The sequence below is a fragment of the Glycomyces tarimensis genome (assembly GCF_054776215.1).
Genome location: NZ_BAAHCB010000005.1, coordinates 581,984 through 597,539 on the forward strand (window position 1 = coordinate 581,984; position 15,556 = coordinate 597,539).

Consider the following 15,556-nt stretch of genomic DNA (forward strand, 5'->3'; position numbering starts at 1 on the left):
AGGTGGAAAACTGGTGTCCATGAGAGCACGTGTACTCGTCGTTGACGACGACCCGGCGTTGGCGGAGATGCTCGGCATCATCCTCCGCACCGAAGGCTTCACCCCCACATTCGTCACCGACGGCGAGAAGGCGCTCGCCGCGTTCAAGGAGCACCGCCCCGACATCGTCCTGCTGGACCTCATGCTGCCCGGCATGAGCGGCATCGACGTCGCCAAGGCCATCCGAGGCGAGTCCGGCGTACCCATCGTCATGCTCACCGCCAAGTCCGACACCGTCGACGTCGTGCTCGGCCTCGAGTCGGGCGCCGACGACTACATCGTCAAGCCGTTCAAACCCAAGGAGCTCGTGGCCCGCATCCGCGCGCGCCTGCGCCGCGGCGATGACGTCACGCCCGAACGCCTGGAGATCGGCAAGCCCGGCCTCCAGGTCCAGATCGACGTGCCCGCTCACCAGGTGACCCTCAACGGCGCCGAAGTGAAGCTGACGCCGCTCGAGTTCGACCTGCTGGTGGCGCTCGCCCGCAAGCCCCGCCAGGTCTTCACGAGGCAGGTGCTGCTCGAGCAGGTCTGGGGCTACCGGCACTCCGCCGACACCCGCCTGGTCAACGTCCACGTGCAGCGCCTGCGCGCCAAGATCGAGCCCGACCCCGAGCGCCCCCAGCTCATCCAGACCGTTCGCGGCGTCGGGTACAAAGCCGGATTGGGATAGTGGGCGGCAAGCCGAACTGGCCGAGGCGGCTCGGCAGGCGGATCATGCGCTCGGCGCACCGCGCGGCGATGCCGATCGTCGCCAGGTTCCGTGCCTCGCTCCAGCTGCGCGTCGTCGCCTCCACCCTCATCGCCTCCACCGTCCTGGTGCTCACCTTCAGCTTCGTCGTCGCCGGATCGGTGACCACGGGCCTGCTCGACAACCGGCGCGAGACCGCCGTCGACGAGACCCGCAACGCCGTCGAACGCGCCGCCGAGCACCTGGGCACCTACAACACCTCGACCGACCCCAACCTCGGCCAGGCCATGCAGCAGGTCGTCAACGAGCTCTCCGAGGAGCCCGTCTTCGCGCCGTTCATCATGCTCCGCACCGCCGACGACCGGGCCGTCAAGTCCAACCCCACCGAGGGCATCGACGCGCCCTCGAGCGATCTGCGCGAACTGGTGCGCTCCGGCTCGGTCTCCAGCCAGTACGCCACCTACGACTTCGACGGCGCCCAGTCGCGGCCGTTCCTCGTCATCGGATCACCGATCGACCTGGGCGTCGAGTTCGAGCTGTACGCCTACTACCCGCTCGACTCCGAGCAGGACGCCGTCAGCCTCCTGCGCACCAACCTCGCGCTCGCCGGCATCGCCCTGGTGCTCCTGCTCGGCGTCATCGCCGCCCTGGTCACGCGCCTGGTCGTCACTCCGGTGCGCGAGGCCGCCCGCACCTCCCAGCGGCTCGCCGCGGGGCTCCTGCACGAGCGCATGGAGGTTCGCGGATCCGACGACCTCGCCAGACTCGCCGGCTCGTTCAACCTCATGGCCGAGAACCTCCAGAGCCAGATCCGGCGTCTCGAGGAGATGTCGATGATGCAGCGGCGGTTCACTTCCGACGTCTCCCACGAGCTGCGCACGCCGCTGGCGACCATCCGCATGGCCGCGGATCTGCTCTACGACAACCGCGACGACTTCGACCAGATCACCAAGCGCTCCACCGAGCTGCTCCAGCACGAGATCGACCGCTTCGAGGACCTGCTCCAGGAGCTGCTGGAGATCTCCCGGTTCGACTCAGGCTTCGCCTCGCTCGAGGTCGACGCCGTCGATGTCAACCCGATCGTCGACGACGTCGTGTACCACTACTCGGCGCTCGCCGAGGACTGCGGCGTCACCGTCACCGTCCGCAAGCCGGCCCGCCGCGTCGTCGCCGAGGTCGACTCGCGGCGCGTCCAGCGCATCCTGCGGAACCTGGTCTCCAACGCCATCGAGCACGCCGAGGGCAAACCGGTGGAGGTCACCGTCGCCGAGTCCGACACCGCCGTCGCGGTCGCCGTCCGCGACCACGGCATCGGCCTCAAACCCGGCCATGCCGACCGCGTCTTCGACCGGTTCTGGCGCGCCGATCCCTCCCGCACCCGCAAGACCGGTGGGACCGGCCTGGGTCTGGCCATCAGCCTCGAAGACGCGAAACTGCACTCGGGGACCCTCAAGGTCGTCGGCGAGCCCGGACGCGGCACCCTGTTCGTCCTCAGCCTGCCGCTTCAGGCGGGCAACCGCGTCATCACGTCCCCGATCCCGCTCCGAATCGACGAGGAGGCACCGGATGCGAAATAAGGTCGCCGCCGTCGCCGCGGCCTGTGCCGCGGCCCCGATGCTCGTCTCCTGCGGCATCCCCGACTCATCGGCGCCCGAGGCGATCCAGTCGGCCCCCACCGACTTCGACCAGTCCTCCTCGGTCGAGGCCGAACTGTTCCTGCCGACCACCGACGCGAGCGGCACCGTCCAGAACTTCCTGCGCGCCGCCGCCGGCGACCCGGAGGGGCGCGACGAGCGCCTCCTGGAGTTCACCGACGAAGGCCAGGAGTTCTCCGAGCTGGCCGAGGGCATCGGCCTGCTCGACAACGTCGACTACCACCTCGGCGACGGCGCGAACCTGGAGACGATCACCGTGACCGTCACCGGCTCGGTCACCGCGACCTACCTGCCCGACGGGCAGGTCCGCATGAACACCCCGCCCCGCGATTACGAGGAGGACTTCGTCCTCGAGCGCGACGGCCTCCAGGAGAACTGGAACATCAGGGTCCTGCCGCAGCAGGTCATGATGCTGGGCTCCCAGTTCGCCGGCTCCTACGTGCAGGCGCCCCTGTACTTCCAGGCCACCGGCGCCGTCGGTCAGACCGAGGTGCTCGTGCCCGATCTGCGCTGGGTCTACGACAGCCTCGATGCGACCCGAGACGCCACCATCCGGCTCGGATGGCTGCTTCAGGGCACCTCCGAGTGGGTCCGCCAGTCGGCGCGTTCGGCCATCCCCTCGGGCACCGACGCCCAGGCGATCACCGAGGACGAGGACGGCGCCGTCGAGATCGACCTCAGGCCCGGCCAGACCACCGAAATCGACGACGGCACGATCGACGCGATCGCCGCCCAGGTCGTCTGGAGCCTCGGCCTCACCGGCGAGTTCACGCTCCTCATCGACGGCGAGGCCGTCGCCTCGGGGACCCTGCAGGACTGGCGGGACTGGAACGCCATCCCGCCGGGCGGCGACACCTCCGAGATCGGCTACTTCATCGCCGAGGACACGGTCTGGCGGTTCGAGAACGACCAGGTCGCCAACACCTCGGCCGACCACCCGTGGGTCGGATTCAGCACGCCCGGCCTCGAACAGGTCGCCGTCGCCCGCGACCACCGGATCGCCGCGATCGTCTCCTCATCGGAGGGGGACACGCTCCAGGTCGGCGCCGTGGGGAACATGACCACCTTCGAGGGCCTCTCGGGGAACCTCAACGACCCGCAATGGGTGGGACCGGACACGCTCATCCTGATCGAGGACGGCGTCCTCACCGCCGTCGACACCGGCAGCGGCGGCGTCCAGGTCCTCTCCGGCGAGGACGTCACGGCCCTGTCCGCCGCCCCCGACGGCAGGCGCCTGCTCTACGTCGAGGGCGATCACGCCTGGGCCGTGCAGCTCGGCCACGACGCCGACGGCAATCTCCAGATCGGCAACCCACCGCGCCGCATCGGCCTCAACATCTCCCAGGTCACCGACGTCGCCTGGAGCTCCGAGGACTTCGTGTGGGTTGCCGGAGTGAGTCCGAGCAGCGACGAGAAGCTGTTCCGCGTCGCGATCGACAACGCCCAGGTCGAGGCGCAGTCGGGCACCGCCAGCCTGCCGCTGCCCGAGCGGATCGCCGCCAGCCCCGCCGACCCGGTCGACCCCGGTCAGAACCGCGGCGAGCCGAACATCGTCGTGAGCAACAACCAGCTCTATCGGGTCTTCAGCGTCGCCGTCGACCCCGTCGAGGACGGCGACGGCGAGTTCGTGCACGGCTCGGCGCCGTTCACCGTCCCCGAATAGACCCGCCCGGGGACAGCGAAACGGCCCGGAGCGCGAAGCTCCGGGCCGGGCAAGTGACGGTTCCTAAGAGTCGACCGTGAATCCGACCGGCCTCGGCGACTGCGCGGCGACCTCGACGTAGGCGATCTTCTCCACGGGAACGAGCACCTGGCGGCCCTTGACGTCCTCCAGTCGCAGCAAACCGCCGCCACTGACGGCCTCCTCGATCGTCTCGGACAGGTCTTTCGACGACAGCTTGCTCTCGAGCACCAGCTCGCGCGGGGCGTACTGGATACCGATCTTGACCTCCACGGGCCCTCCTCAAACAGAATCCTCTGACGTCTACAGACGATGCAACATTACTCGGGCGCCGGACGCGCGGGCGCCATCGCGGCTGCGCCGTGAGCGAACGGACCTCACTCCTCCTCGGCGGCGTCCTCGCCTTCGAGCGGGAAATGGGAGATGCCGCGCCACGCGAGCGAGCTCATCAGCTCGACCGCTTCCTCCTTGGGCACCACCCGGCCCGAGGCGATCCACTTGCGCGCCGCGACCTCGGCGGACCCGACCAGTCCGGTGGCGAGCAGCTCGGCGCGGGCCTTGTCGACCTGCGTGTCGGCCATGATCGTGTCGGACAGCGCCGCCACGCACTCGGCCTCCATGCGGAGCACGCGCTCGGCCACGGCGGGGTCGTTGCGCTGGTCGGACTCGAACACGAGCCGGAACGCCTCGCCCTGGGCGTCGACGAAGTCGAAATAGGCGCGCGTGGCCTCGTAGACGCGCTCCTTGTTGTCCTCGGAGCGGTCCATGGCATCGCGGATGCGCCCGACCAGTTCGGAGGCCCGGCCGTCGAGCAGCGCCAGATACAGCTCCAGTTTCGAGGTGAAATGCTGGTAAAGCACCGGCTTGGAGACGCCGGCGCGCTCGGCGATGTCGTCCATCGAGGTGGCGTGGTAGCCGTGCGAGACGAACACCTCTTGGGCGGCCTGCAGCAGCTGCACGCGGCGCTCGCTCCTGGGCAGTCGGACTCTGCCGTCTCCAGCGCTGTTCACCTCGGGACCTCTTTCCGTTGTGTCGCTCATCCGTCAGTCGCCGAATCTTGCGATCCCGACGAAGTTTACGGAAGCTTCAATCCAGCTTCCCAGCGTACGGGGCGCCTCGAAGCGGCTTCACGTCGCCAGCTCGGCCACGGTACCTTCGAGGCGGGAAGACGAAGGAGAAACTTAGTGGTGTATGACCAGAACCGCCCGGAAGAGCCGCAGCGTCCGCCCGGAGACGAGAAGCCGGCCCGCCGTCGGATAGGCCGGTCCTGGGGGCCAGCGGAGGAGCCCGCGGCGGAGACCGACGACGGCGCGCAGCGCGGCGCCGGACAGCAGCAGGAGCAGTACCGCTTCGATCCGGACCGAGGCAGGCGCCACCGCTACTCCGAGGAGCCGACCGGCCAGATGCCGGGCGTGCCGGTGGAGATCGCCGAGACCGGCCCGATGATGCCCGCGACCCGCCGCAACACGCAGGGCGATCAGTTCGAGCCGATCCCGCCCGCGCCGCAGCATCAGCAGCCCGAGTCGCAGCGTCAGCAACCCGAGTCGCCGTTCGCACCGCCAGGCGCGAACCATGAGCACGGTGGGCCTCCGGGCGTGAACCGTGAGCACGGTGCGACGCCGGGCGCGAACCGGGAGCACGGTGCGCCCCAAGGGGTAAACCGGGAGCACGGTGCGCCTCCGGGCGTGAACCGGGAGCACGGTGCCACGCCGCCGAACGCGAACCACGACCACGGCCCCGCGAATCGCGACCGCGGCTCGGCCCCCAGCCCGAACCCCGAGTTCGGCCACTCGCCCGGCCAGCAGTTCAGCGTCCCTCCGAGCCCGCAGGCCCCCGGCACCCCCGGCGGGCACGTCTCGCCGCCCGGTGCGCCGAGCGCCCCGAGCGCCACCGGCCCGGCGCCGACCGGCCAACCCACGCCGGCGAACCCGTCGGTACCGCAGGGCGAAGGCACCGAGCAGGTCCCGAACGCCGCCGCGCTCCCGGTGACCGAGGTCGACCCGCAGGCGCCCAGTCCGCCCCCGAACCCGAACCCCACGCCGAGCGCGCCTTCGCTGCCCTCCCCGGTTCGAGGACCGGTCACCGAGCAGGTGCCGCCGCGCACGCCGCCGACGTCCCGGCAGCCCTTGTCCGAGCCCACTCCGCCGGTGACCAGCGAGGACGAGCCGAACGACCCCGAGTCCGCGCAGCTGCTCGCATGGGTGCGGCAGGTTCCGGGGGTCCGCGACGCCTACCATGTGACCGCGCCGGACGGCAGCCCGAGCCTGCGCCTGGAGCTCGAGGACGGCGTCGACCCCGACGAGGTCCAGTCGGCCGTCTCGGCGGTCGTCGCCGAGCAGCGCGCCACCTCGCCCGGCCCGCAGACGCTCGACGAGCCCGGTGAGGAGGCCCGGGCCGAGATCGAACCGGCCGCGCCCGCCGAGACCGAGCTGCGCATCGTCGGCCCCGTCGAAGTGCGCCGCGTCGAGATCGACTCGGCCGGCCTCGAGGCCGAGGTCAGCGTGAGCCTCGCCGTCGGCGACTACGAGTCCGCCGGCGCGGTGACGGTCCCGCCGATCGACTGGCACGTCCAGCACGCCGCCGCCGCGGCCACAGTGGAGGCCCTGCGCCCCTACTTCGGAGCGAGCGAGGCACGGGTCGAAGTGGAGCACGCCTCCATCGTCACCACCGGCCCGGTCAAGACCGCCGTGGTCGTCGTCCTGTGGCTCGACGGCCGCTCCGTGCGCCGCCTCGCCGGCGCTTCGGTCGTGACCGCCGAACGCTTCCGCGCGGTGGTTTCGGCGACACTGTCCGCATTGGCGGCCGAAGTGGCACACTGACTCTCATGAGGCGAGCGCGGCTGGTGGAGGCGGACAGGGTTCGTATTCCCGTCCGCCCGCACCCGCCGTGGCCGGGCATCGAGCACCAGCTGAGTCGCCGCCGCCTGTTCATCCGCCACACCCCGGCCACCGGCCCCGACGCCGAGCCGGCGGTGTTCGTGCACGGGCTCGGCGGCTCGGCTCAGAATTGGACGGACCTGGCCGACGCCGTCTCCGATCATCTCCTCGTCGACGCGGTGGACCTGCCCGGCTTCGGGCACTCCGCCCCCGCCCGCCGCGTCACCATCCCCTCCCTCGCACAGGACATCGCCGCCTGGATCGTCGAGTCCGGGCGCGGCCCGGTCCACCTCGCCGGGCACTCCCTCGGTGGGGCCGTCTCGGTCTACCTCGCCGGCACCCGCCCCCAGCTGGTCCGCTCCCTCACCCTCATCTCCCCGGCCATGCCGTTCGCCAACCCGCGCCGTTCCCACCAGGCCAGGTTCGTGCCGATGCTGGTCCTGCCGCAGCTGGCGCGCTTCGCGGACCGCGCCATGCGCGGCCGCACGCCGCAGCAGGTCGTCGACGAGATCTTCCTCGGCACCTGGGCCGACCCCGACAGGATCCACCCGCAGCGCCGCCGTGAGGCCATAGCCGAGGCCCGGCGGCGCCTCGCCGTGCCGTGGAACAACAGCGCCTACATCCAGACCTACCGCGGCCTGATGGCGTCCTTCCTCCAGTCGTACGTCCCCGGCACCCACTCGCTGTGGCGCCTGGCCCGCAAGATCGACGTCCCGACCCTCATCGTGTGGGGCAAGCAGGACCGCGTCATCGATGTCAGGCAGGCGCCCGAGACCGGCCTGGCCATCCCCGACTCGCGCCTGCTCATCCTCAACCGGGTCGGGCACGTCGCGATGATGGAGGAGCCCGCAGCCGTCGCCCGCGCGATGGTCGCCATGCTCGACGAGATGCGTCGAACTGACGAGCCTGGCACCCCCGCGGCCAAAGCTGACCTAGACTCCCCAATGTGACCGAGAGACGTCTGGCCGACCGGCGCCGCGCGCGAAGGCAGCGCCGCGCCGCGCTGCTGGCGATCCTCGCGATCATGGCGGCCGCCGGCCTGTACTTCGCCGTCTCCTCCTCCGACGAGGGCCGGGCACCGCAGGCGATGGACACTCAGGCGCCCCCGCTGGTCGACACCTACGCCCACTCCGGGGACGACCTCGGCGACCTCCCGGCCCCGACTCCCGGCGACCCGACCCCGCCGCTGTACTACTCGGGAACCGGCACCTGGACCTACGCCGAGCCCAGCCGTACAGGCGCGTTCGGCCGATCCGGCACCCTCCTGAGGTACAACGTCGCCGTCGAGGACGGCATCGCGATCGACGCCCAGGACTTCAGCGACTTCGTCGCCGTCACGCTCGCCGACGCCCGCTCCTGGACCGCCGGCGGCGCCTGGCGCTTCCAGCAGGTCGGCGCCTCCGGGGCCGACTTCACCGTCTACCTCGCCAGCCCCGAGCAGCGCTCGGTCCTGTGCAGCCACCCCAACACCACCGTCTCGTGCCGCAACGGCGACAAGGTCGTGATCAACTCCGCGCGCTGGATCACCGGCGTCGACCACTGGGACGGCACCCTCGACTCCTACCGCGAATACGTCGTCAACCACGAGGTCGGCCACCGCCTCGGACAGTCCCACGAGATCTGCCCCGCCAAGGGCTCCCTGTCCCCGGTCATGGCCCAGCAGACGTTCCAGCTGGCGGGATGCGTCGGCAACGCCTGGCCGTACCCCGACGGCAGCACCTACCTCGCGGGCCCGCCCGGCGAGTACGGCGGTCCCGACCTGCCGCCCGACGACTACGCCGACTCCTAGCCGCGGGTGAAACCCAGCACAACGGTCTTCCCGCTGGAATATCCACAGAGTGGATATGCATTACTTGTTATATGAGTTTGCCGCCGCTAGTCGAGCCAGCCGCCGACCTCTCCGTCGACGAGGTGCGCCGCTATTCCCGCCACCTCATCATCCCGGATGTCGGGATGGACGGCCAGAAACGTCTGAAGAACGCCCGCGTGCTCTGCGTCGGCGCCGGAGGGCTCGGTTCGCCGGCGCTCCTGTACCTCGCCGCCGCCGGAGTGGGCACCCTGGGGATCGTCGACTTCGACACCGTCGACGAATCGAACCTCCAGCGCCAGATCATCCACGGCCAGTCCGACGTCGGACGCCCCAAGGCCGAATCCGCCGCCGACTCCATCCGCGAGATCAACCCGTACATCGACGTCGTCATCCACAACACCGCGCTGGACAACGACAACGTCATGGACATCTTCGCGCAGTACGACCTCATCGTCGACGGCACCGACAACTTCGCCACCCGCTACATGGTCAACGACGCGGCCGTGCTGCTGGGCAAGCCCTACGTGTGGGGTTCGATCTACCGCTTCGACGGGCAGGCCTCGGTCTTCTGGGCCGAGCACGGCCCCTGCTACCGCTGCCTCTACCCTGAGCCCCCGCCGCCCGGCATGGTGCCCAGCTGCGCCGAGGGCGGCGTCCTCGGCGTCCTGTGCTCCTCGATCGGATCGATCCAGGTCAACGAGGCCATCAAGCTCATCGCCGGCATCGGCGATCCGCTCGTCGGCTCCCTCATGGTCTACGACGCCCTCGAGATGGAGTACCGCAAGATCAAGGTCCGCAAGGACCCGAACTGCGCGGTCTGCGGCGAGAACGCGACCGTCACCGAACTGATCGACTACGAGGACTTCTGCGGCGCGGTCACCGATGAGGCCGCCGAGGCCGTCGTCGGCTCCACCATCACCGCCCGCGAGCTCGAAGCGTGGATCAAGGAAGGTCGCGAGATCGAACTGATCGACGTCCGCGAGCCCGCCGAGTACGAGATCGTCCGCATCCCCGGTTCACGCCTGATCCCGAAGGGCGACATCGTCTCCGGTGCCGCGCTCCAGGACCTGCCGACCGAGCGCCAGGCGGTGTTCTACTGCAAGGCCGGGGTCCGCTCGGCCGAGGCGCTGGCCGCCGCGAAGGCCGCGGGCCTGAAGAACGCCGTCCACGTCCAGGGCGGGGTCCTCGGCTGGATCAACCAGGTCGACCCGAGCCTGCCGACCTACTAGCGACGACATCGGCAAAGGCGTCCGGCCGTGGAGGCCGGACGCCTTTTCGCGTGCTCTGGGTTGCTTTGGGTCCGCATGAGGTTTCCGACACCGTTTCTCAGCAGATTCTCAGGCTTGAGTCGTTGACTCCGATACGTCGGTTTCCTAACCTTGCATCATGATTCGCAACCCAAGCGATACTGGGGCCTCCGCGCGGCTCACCCGCAGGAGCGCCTTGCGGCTCGGCGTGCCGGCCGCGGCGGTCTTGGCCGGCACCGCCACGTTCAGCGCCGTGAGCGCGAACGAGGCGAAGGCCGCGCTCGACGACTGGTTCGGGCCCTCCAAAGACAAGCTCGACGCCGAACTGCGGACCCGCATCGACGACTATCTCGCCGACAGCGGCACTCAGGTCGAGGCCTCCGTCGCCGTCGGGCGCGGCGACCTGGCGCTGGAGTACAACGGCGACCAGACCCACATCACCGCCTCGATCGTCAAGATCGAGATCCTCGCGATGATCCAGCAGTACTGGGGCGCGGTCGAGGAGATCCCCGACGACCATCTCGAGCTGATGCGGCTCATGATCACCGAGTCCGACAACGACTCCACGACCGAGCTGTTCAACTTCCTCGGTGGCAAGGAGGCGCTCGAGGCCGCGAACGAGCGCTACGGCCTGGAGAACACGACCGCCGATCCCGACGGCCGCTGGGGCCTGGCCGAGACCATCGCGTCCGACCAGCTGATCCTGGCCGACATCAACCTCTTCGAAGGCGTCCTCGACGCCGGGCAGGTCGAGCTCGGCCGCGAGCTCCTGGGCGGGGTCATCGAGGCCCAGGCCTGGGGCGTCTCCGCCGCGGCCGAGACGGGCGAGGCGGTCTGGCTCAAGAACGGCTGGGACGTCGAGTCGCAGCTGGGCGGCCTGTGGGTCGTCAACTCGGTCGGGGTCCTCGGCGGCGACGGCGACGACCCGGTCAAGATGGCGATTCTGACCAGCGGGGCCGCCGACGCCTCCCAGGGCATCCCGATCGTGGAGGACATCGCCCGGATCGCCCGCGAGGTCATCGAGCGCTCGTAGCGATGGCATGGCAAAGGCCCGGTCGCGCTGACCGGGCCTTTGCCGGAGCCGCTAGTAGCGGTAGTGGTCCGCCTTGTACGGGCCCTCGACGTCGACGCCGATGTAGTCGGCCTGCGTCTTGGACAGCGGCGTCAGTTTGACGCCGAGCGCGTCGAGGTGCAGGCGCGCGACCTCCTCGTCGAGCCGCTTCGGCAGCGTGTAGACGCCGATGGGGTACTCGTCGCGCTTGGTGTGGAGCTCGATCTGGGCGAGCACCTGGTTGGTGAAGCTGTTGCTCATCACGAAGCTCGGGTGCCCGGTGGCGTTGCCCAGGTTGAGCAGGCGTCCCTCGCTGAGCACGATGATCGAGTGCCCGTCGGCGAACTGCCATTCGTGCACCTGCGGCTTGACCTCGAGCTTCTTGATGCCCGGCTCGGCGGCCAGACCGGCCATGTCGATCTCGTTGTCGAAGTGGCCGATATTGCCGACGATCGCCTGGTGCTTCATGCGCCGCATGTGGTCGACCGAGATGATGTCCCGGTTGCCGGTGGTGGTGATGAAGATGTCGGCGGTGTCGACGACGTCCTCGAGGGTGAGGACCTGGAAGCCGTCCATCGCCGCCTGGAGCGCGCAGATCGGGTCGATCTCGGTGACGATGACGCGCGCGCCCTGGCCGCGCAGCGCCTCGGCCGAACCCTTGCCGACATCGCCGTAGCCGCAGACCACGGCGACCTTGCCGCCGATGAGGACGTCCGTGGCGCGGTTGATGCCGTCCGGCAGCGAGTGCCGCACGCCGTACTTGTTGTCGAATTTCGACTTGGTGACCGAGTCGTTCACGTTGATCGCGGGGAACGGCAGGCGGCCCTCCCGCTCCATCTCGTAGAGGCGGTGGACGCCGGTGGTGGTCTCCTCGGTGACGCCCTGGATCGAGCGTGCCTTGCGGGTGTAGCGGGTCGCGTCCTCCTTGAGGGACTCGGCCAGCAGCGCGAGCACCACGGCCTCCTCCTCGCTGGCGGCGCCGGAGGCGTCGGGGACGGCGCCGGCGGCCTCGAATTTCGCGCCCTGCACCACCAGGAGCGTGGCGTCGCCGCCGTCGTCGAGGATCATGTTCGGCTCCTCGTCGCCCCAGTCGAAGGCGCGCTCGGTGCACCACCAGTACTCCTCGAGCGTCTCGCCCTTCCACGCGAAGACCGGGACGCCCTGGGGCTCGTCGGGCGTGCCCCGGCCGACCGCGATCGCGGCGGCGGCGTGGTCCTGGGTCGAGTAGATGTTGCACGAGGCCCAGCGGACGCGCGCGCCGAGCTCGGTGAGCGTCTCGATGAGCACGGCGGTCTGGATGGTCATGTGCAGGGACCCGGTGATGCGGGCGCCCTCGAGCGGCTTGGCAGCGCCATAGCGCTCGCGCAGCGCCATGAGGCCGGGCATCTCGTGCTCGGCGAGGCGGATCTCGTGGCGACCGTAGTCGGCCAGCTTGAGGTCGGCAACCTTGTAGTCGTCGGCTCGCAGCGTGTTCGTCATGGGTGAAATGCTACGCGTCGTCCCCGCGGGTGCCGACGAACGCCGTGGTGGCGGGCGACACGGAAAAATTTTCCAAAGCAACCGGGGTTTCCGCTTGACACTCGTGAGGCTGTGGGTAATATTGCAGATACGCAGCGTCACAGCGACGGGATGGCCCACAGGGTCAGAAAACGCCGCCAGTGACGCGCGGGGGAACCAAACCGGGGGGAGTGCCGGGCGGTCTGGGGTGGCCGCCCGGCACATTTTTGTGCCGGAATGCCTGCATTGCCCTACCGTACTCCGCGGTTCCCCTGACCAGCTGCGCCGCTACCGGCCGATGATCCGGTACGTCGTCACCTGGAACTCCGAGGTCAACGGCCACATGATCGACATCAACGAGGCCGTCGGCTACCGGAGGTTCACCCGCGAGCTGGCGGTGCAGAAGCAGCTCGCCTAGGACCCGAGTTCAGGCGGAGGCGATGAACAGCTCGCCGTCGCCCGAGGCGCGCAGTGCGCCGGCCGTGGCCGCCGAGAACGCGGCGCGGCCGGGCGCGAGCGCGAACTCGCCGTCGTCGTCGGCCACCGCGATGTCGCCGCCGGTGCACAGGCAGATCCGCGGGCCGTCGATGTCGAAGGACTGCGACTCGCCGCCGACCTCGACCCGCCGGAGCGAGAAGTCGCCGATGGGCACCGGCCAGGTGCGCACCTGGCCCTCGTCGGCGGAGTCCGCGCGCGGCTCGTCCATCGTCCGGAAGTCCAGCACGCGCAGCAGCTCCGGCACGTCGACGCGCTTGCTCGTGAGGCCGCCGCGCAGGACGTTGTCGCTGGCGGCCATGATCTCCACGCCGAAGCCCTTGAGGTAGGCGTGCAGGTTCCCGGCTGGCATGTACACGGCCTCGCCAGGCCGCAGCGTGACGTGGTTGAGCAGCATGCTCACCAGCACGCCCGGGTCGTCGGGGTAGTGGCGGGCCAGTTCGACCAGGACGGCCGTGTCCTCGCTGCCGGTCTCGGTCGCGGCCTTGGCGGCCTCGCCGATGATCTCGCGGCATTCGTCGCGGGCGAGCCCGAGCAGGTCGGTGACGGCGCGTCGCAGCCCGGCCCGCTTGTCCCGCAGCGTCGCCACGAGGTGGTCGAGCCCGGCGACGCCGAGCGCCTCGATGGAGTCGGCGGTGGCGAGCGGATCGCGGAAGCCGCACAGCGCCCGGAAGTCGGTGAGGGCGACGATCAGCTCGGGCTTGTGGTTGCCGTCGACGTAGTTGCGGTAGGCCGCGTCGATCCCGATGCGCAGTTCGCGCTGGTAGCCCGAGTGCGCCTGGCGCGAGTTCGGGTGCGCCTGCAGCGACAGCGGCTTGTCGGCGGCGAGGAGCTTGAGCAGGAACGGCAGCCGGGGGCCGAACTGGTCGAGGACACGCGGGCCGAGCAGGTTCGCGGGCTCGGAGGCGATGGCGTCGTCGAGCGGCCGGCCGTCGTCGAGGATCGACGGGGCCGTCGGGTGCGCGCCGAACCATTCCTCGGCCTCGGGCAGCTCCGCGGGGGTCTCGCGGCCCTGGAGCGCTGCGATGTCAACTTGTGAACCCCACGCGTAGTTGCGGATGACACCGTCAAGCCCTTGCACGGCCGCTCCTCACTCGTACGTTCCCGGAGTAGCCAACTCTATCCGTTCGCATCAGCGGCTCACTCGCCGCCGAGGGCCTCGTCCTTCATCTCGGACACGGCCGGGACCCGCATGGGGTCGAGGCCGTGGGCGAGCGCGAGGTAGACCGACGCGAAGTCGGGGATCGCGATGAGCGAGGCGAGGCGTTCGAGCGCGCAGCCGCCTTCGGCGGGGATGACGTCGCAGCGTACGCCGCGCCGTTCGGCGAGCTTGGCGATGGCATCGGCGCGCCTGGTGTCGGGCTTGGGCGCGGTGTCGTCGCCGTCGAGGCCGTCGTCGCGCATGAGGACGATCCGCAGGCGGGTGAGCTCTTCGGCGCTTTCGTCGGAGAAGATGTCCCGCTTGCCTTCGGCGAGTGAGCCGAAGACGCCGTCGAGGAGGCCGACGCGACCGCGGCCGACCTCGCCGAGCTCACCGGAGACGACGGGGTAGCGGGCGTTGGCGGCGAGCATGTCGCCGAAGCGACGCGCCGCGACGCCGGCGAGCGGGCTGGAGCCCCACACGACGGGGATCGAGCCGGCGAGGTTGAGCGCGAGTTCCTTGGCGGGGTTGACGTACGCGTCGGCTTCGGCGCGGCAGCGCTCGGCGTCCTCGTCGAGGCGCCTGGCGGTCTCGGCGATGTCGGCCTCGGCGAGCGGGACGAGCCCGAGTTCGCGTCCCGCCAGCAGGACGGGGATCGTCAGGGCCCACAGGCTCAGTCGGGCCGGGGCGCGGCGGGGGACGGCGACGTAGGGCGCGCGGGCGCGCTCGGCGACGGCCTGGAGTTCGGAGTCGGGGGCGCCGATGGCGACGAGGCGGGCACCGCGGCGGGCGGCGGCCTCGGCGGCGGCGAGCGCCTCGGGGCTGCGTCCGGACGCGGAGACGGCCAGGACGACGTCGGCGGCGCCGACCCAGCCGGGGACGCCGGCGGAGCGGTGGCCCAGCACGGGCACGGGGCAGCGCGGCCCGGCCACGGTGGCGAGGACGTCGCCGGTGCGGGCGGCGGTGCCGACGCCCGCGACGACGACGGCTCTGGGGCGGCCCTCGTCGGCGAGGACCCCGAGGCCGGCGTCGGCGGCCAGCGCCGCCGATTCGCGCAGCTGCGGTCCGGCAGAGGCCAGCGCCCACAGCGCGCCGCCGGGATTCGTCGAGTCGCTCAGGTCGCCTTCGATGCGCCGTTCGTCGGGCAGCCGATCGCCGGTGATCCCTGCCACGCCGTCGTCGTCTGGGCCCATCTCTATTCCTCCTTGACGGAATCGAGCAGCATCACGGGGATGCCGTCTTCGACTCGGAACACCTTGTCGCATTGAGAGCAGGTGAGGCAGTTGGCCTCGCGGTCGTAGGCGAGCGGCGCGTGGTGGGGGTCGGGGCAGCGCAGCAGTTCGAGCAGCACGGGAGCGGGGGAGGCGGGCATGGGT

Annotated in this window: 14 protein-coding genes; 8 read left to right on the forward strand and 6 right to left on the reverse strand. The window is 70.4% G+C overall.

From position 1 onward, the window contains the following. Positions 1-19 precede the first annotated feature (19 nt). From mtrA to ACYVK3_RS08155, 3 genes are read left to right on the forward strand one after another with little or no spacing between them, the layout of a single operon-like run. Entirely contained in the window at positions 20-709 is a 690-nt protein-coding gene (mtrA, locus tag ACYVK3_RS08145) for an MtrAB system response regulator MtrA (RefSeq protein ID WP_026924637.1), read from the forward strand. Then, a complete protein-coding gene (gene mtrB, locus ACYVK3_RS08150) occupies positions 709-2,304 on the forward strand; it encodes an MtrAB system histidine kinase MtrB (RefSeq protein ID WP_460496779.1) in 1,596 nt (531 codons plus the stop codon). Before mtrA ends, mtrB begins: the two co-directional genes overlap by 1 nt. Further along, on the forward strand, positions 2,294-4,045 hold the full coding sequence (locus ACYVK3_RS08155; RefSeq protein WP_460496780.1) for an LpqB family beta-propeller domain-containing protein: 1,752 nt from the start codon (positions 2,294-2,296) through the stop codon (positions 4,043-4,045). Before mtrB ends, ACYVK3_RS08155 begins: the two co-directional genes overlap by 11 nt. Positions 4,046-4,108: 63 nt before the next feature. On the opposite strand, the gene ACYVK3_RS08160 is transcribed toward ACYVK3_RS08155, so the two are convergent. Together ACYVK3_RS08160 and ACYVK3_RS08165 are read right to left on the reverse strand one after the other, a co-directional pair. Continuing rightward, complete coding sequence (locus ACYVK3_RS08160; protein WP_460496781.1) at positions 4,109-4,336, reverse strand: DUF3107 domain-containing protein; 228 nt, start codon at positions 4,334-4,336, stop codon at positions 4,109-4,111. Between the two features lie 104 nt (positions 4,337-4,440). Then, positions 4,441-5,103: a TetR/AcrR family transcriptional regulator gene (locus ACYVK3_RS08165; protein ID WP_460496782.1), complete on the reverse strand. Its 663-nt coding sequence runs from the start codon at positions 5,101-5,103 to the stop codon at positions 4,441-4,443. Positions 5,104-5,247: 144 nt separating this feature from the next. On the opposite strand from ACYVK3_RS08165, the gene ACYVK3_RS08170 reads away from it, so the two are divergent. The 5 genes from ACYVK3_RS08170 (at position 5,248) to ACYVK3_RS08190 (ending at position 11,029) form a co-directional block, all read left to right on the forward strand. Beyond that, the gene (locus ACYVK3_RS08170) at positions 5,248-6,882 is read left to right on the forward strand and encodes a hypothetical protein (RefSeq protein ID WP_460496783.1); all 1,635 of its coding nucleotides are present in this window, start codon (positions 5,248-5,250) and stop codon (positions 6,880-6,882) included. 5 nt (positions 6,883-6,887) lie between these two features. Further along, positions 6,888-7,889 (forward strand): alpha/beta fold hydrolase, encoded by a 1,002-nt coding sequence (locus tag ACYVK3_RS08175; protein WP_460496784.1) that lies wholly within the window; start codon positions 6,888-6,890, stop codon positions 7,887-7,889. Beyond that, the gene (locus ACYVK3_RS08180) at positions 7,886-8,728 is read left to right on the forward strand and encodes a zinc metalloprotease (protein ID WP_460496785.1); all 843 of its coding nucleotides are present in this window, start codon (positions 7,886-7,888) and stop codon (positions 8,726-8,728) included. Before ACYVK3_RS08175 ends, ACYVK3_RS08180 begins: the two co-directional genes overlap by 4 nt. Positions 8,729-8,799: 71 nt before the next feature. Continuing rightward, on the forward strand, positions 8,800-9,978 hold the full coding sequence (gene moeZ, locus ACYVK3_RS08185; protein WP_460496786.1) for an adenylyltransferase/sulfurtransferase MoeZ: 1,179 nt from the start codon (positions 8,800-8,802) through the stop codon (positions 9,976-9,978). Positions 9,979-10,135: 157 nt separating this feature from the next. Next, positions 10,136-11,029 carry a serine hydrolase gene (locus ACYVK3_RS08190; protein ID WP_460496787.1) on the forward strand — a complete coding sequence of 298 codons (894 nt, stop codon included), beginning with the start codon at positions 10,136-10,138 and terminating at the stop codon, positions 11,027-11,029. A gap of 51 nt (positions 11,030-11,080) precedes the next feature. Here the strand turns inward: ACYVK3_RS08190 and ahcY are convergent, their stop codons facing one another. The 4 genes from ahcY to ACYVK3_RS08210 form a co-directional block, all read right to left on the reverse strand. Next, on the reverse strand, positions 11,081-12,526 hold the full coding sequence (gene ahcY / locus ACYVK3_RS08195; protein ID WP_460496788.1) for an adenosylhomocysteinase: 1,446 nt from the start codon (positions 12,524-12,526) through the stop codon (positions 11,081-11,083). Between the two features lie 445 nt (positions 12,527-12,971). Next, positions 12,972-14,120, reverse strand: a complete 1,149-nt coding sequence (gene manA / locus ACYVK3_RS08200) for a class I mannose-6-phosphate isomerase (RefSeq protein ID WP_460496789.1) — start codon at positions 14,118-14,120, stop codon at positions 12,972-12,974. Positions 14,121-14,179: 59 nt separating this feature from the next. After that, positions 14,180-15,373 (reverse strand): phosphoheptose isomerase family protein, encoded by a 1,194-nt coding sequence (locus tag ACYVK3_RS08205; protein ID WP_460496790.1) that lies wholly within the window; start codon positions 15,371-15,373, stop codon positions 14,180-14,182. 2 nt (positions 15,374-15,375) lie between these two features. Further along, positions 15,376-15,552 (reverse strand): Trm112 family protein, encoded by a 177-nt coding sequence (locus ACYVK3_RS08210; protein ID WP_460496791.1) that lies wholly within the window; start codon positions 15,550-15,552, stop codon positions 15,376-15,378. Between the last annotated feature and the right edge of the window lie 4 nt (positions 15,553-15,556).

Bases quoted from the DNA above. Each gene is read 5' to 3' on its own strand.
- ACYVK3_RS08210 (WP_460496791.1), bottom strand. From the start codon at position 15,552: ATGCCCGCCTCCCCCGCTCCCGTGCTGCTCGAACTGCTGCGCTGCCCC.
- ahcY (WP_460496788.1), bottom strand. From the start codon at position 12,526: ATGACGAACACGCTGCGAGCCGACGACTACAAGGTTGCCGACCTCAAG.
- ACYVK3_RS08175 (WP_460496784.1), top strand. From the start codon at position 6,888: ATGAGGCGAGCGCGGCTGGTGGAGGCGGACAGGGTTCGTATTCCCGTC.
- moeZ (WP_460496786.1), top strand. From the start codon at position 8,800: ATGAGTTTGCCGCCGCTAGTCGAGCCAGCCGCCGACCTCTCCGTCGAC.
- ACYVK3_RS08155 (WP_460496780.1), top strand. From the start codon at position 2,294: ATGCGAAATAAGGTCGCCGCCGTCGCCGCGGCCTGTGCCGCGGCCCCG.
- ACYVK3_RS08165 (WP_460496782.1), bottom strand. From the start codon at position 5,103: ATGAGCGACACAACGGAAAGAGGTCCCGAGGTGAACAGCGCTGGAGAC.
- ACYVK3_RS08190 (WP_460496787.1), top strand. From the start codon at position 10,136: ATGATTCGCAACCCAAGCGATACTGGGGCCTCCGCGCGGCTCACCCGC.
- ACYVK3_RS08205 (WP_460496790.1), bottom strand. From the start codon at position 15,373: ATGGGCCCAGACGACGACGGCGTGGCAGGGATCACCGGCGATCGGCTG.
- mtrA (WP_026924637.1), top strand. From the start codon at position 20: ATGAGAGCACGTGTACTCGTCGTTGACGACGACCCGGCGTTGGCGGAG.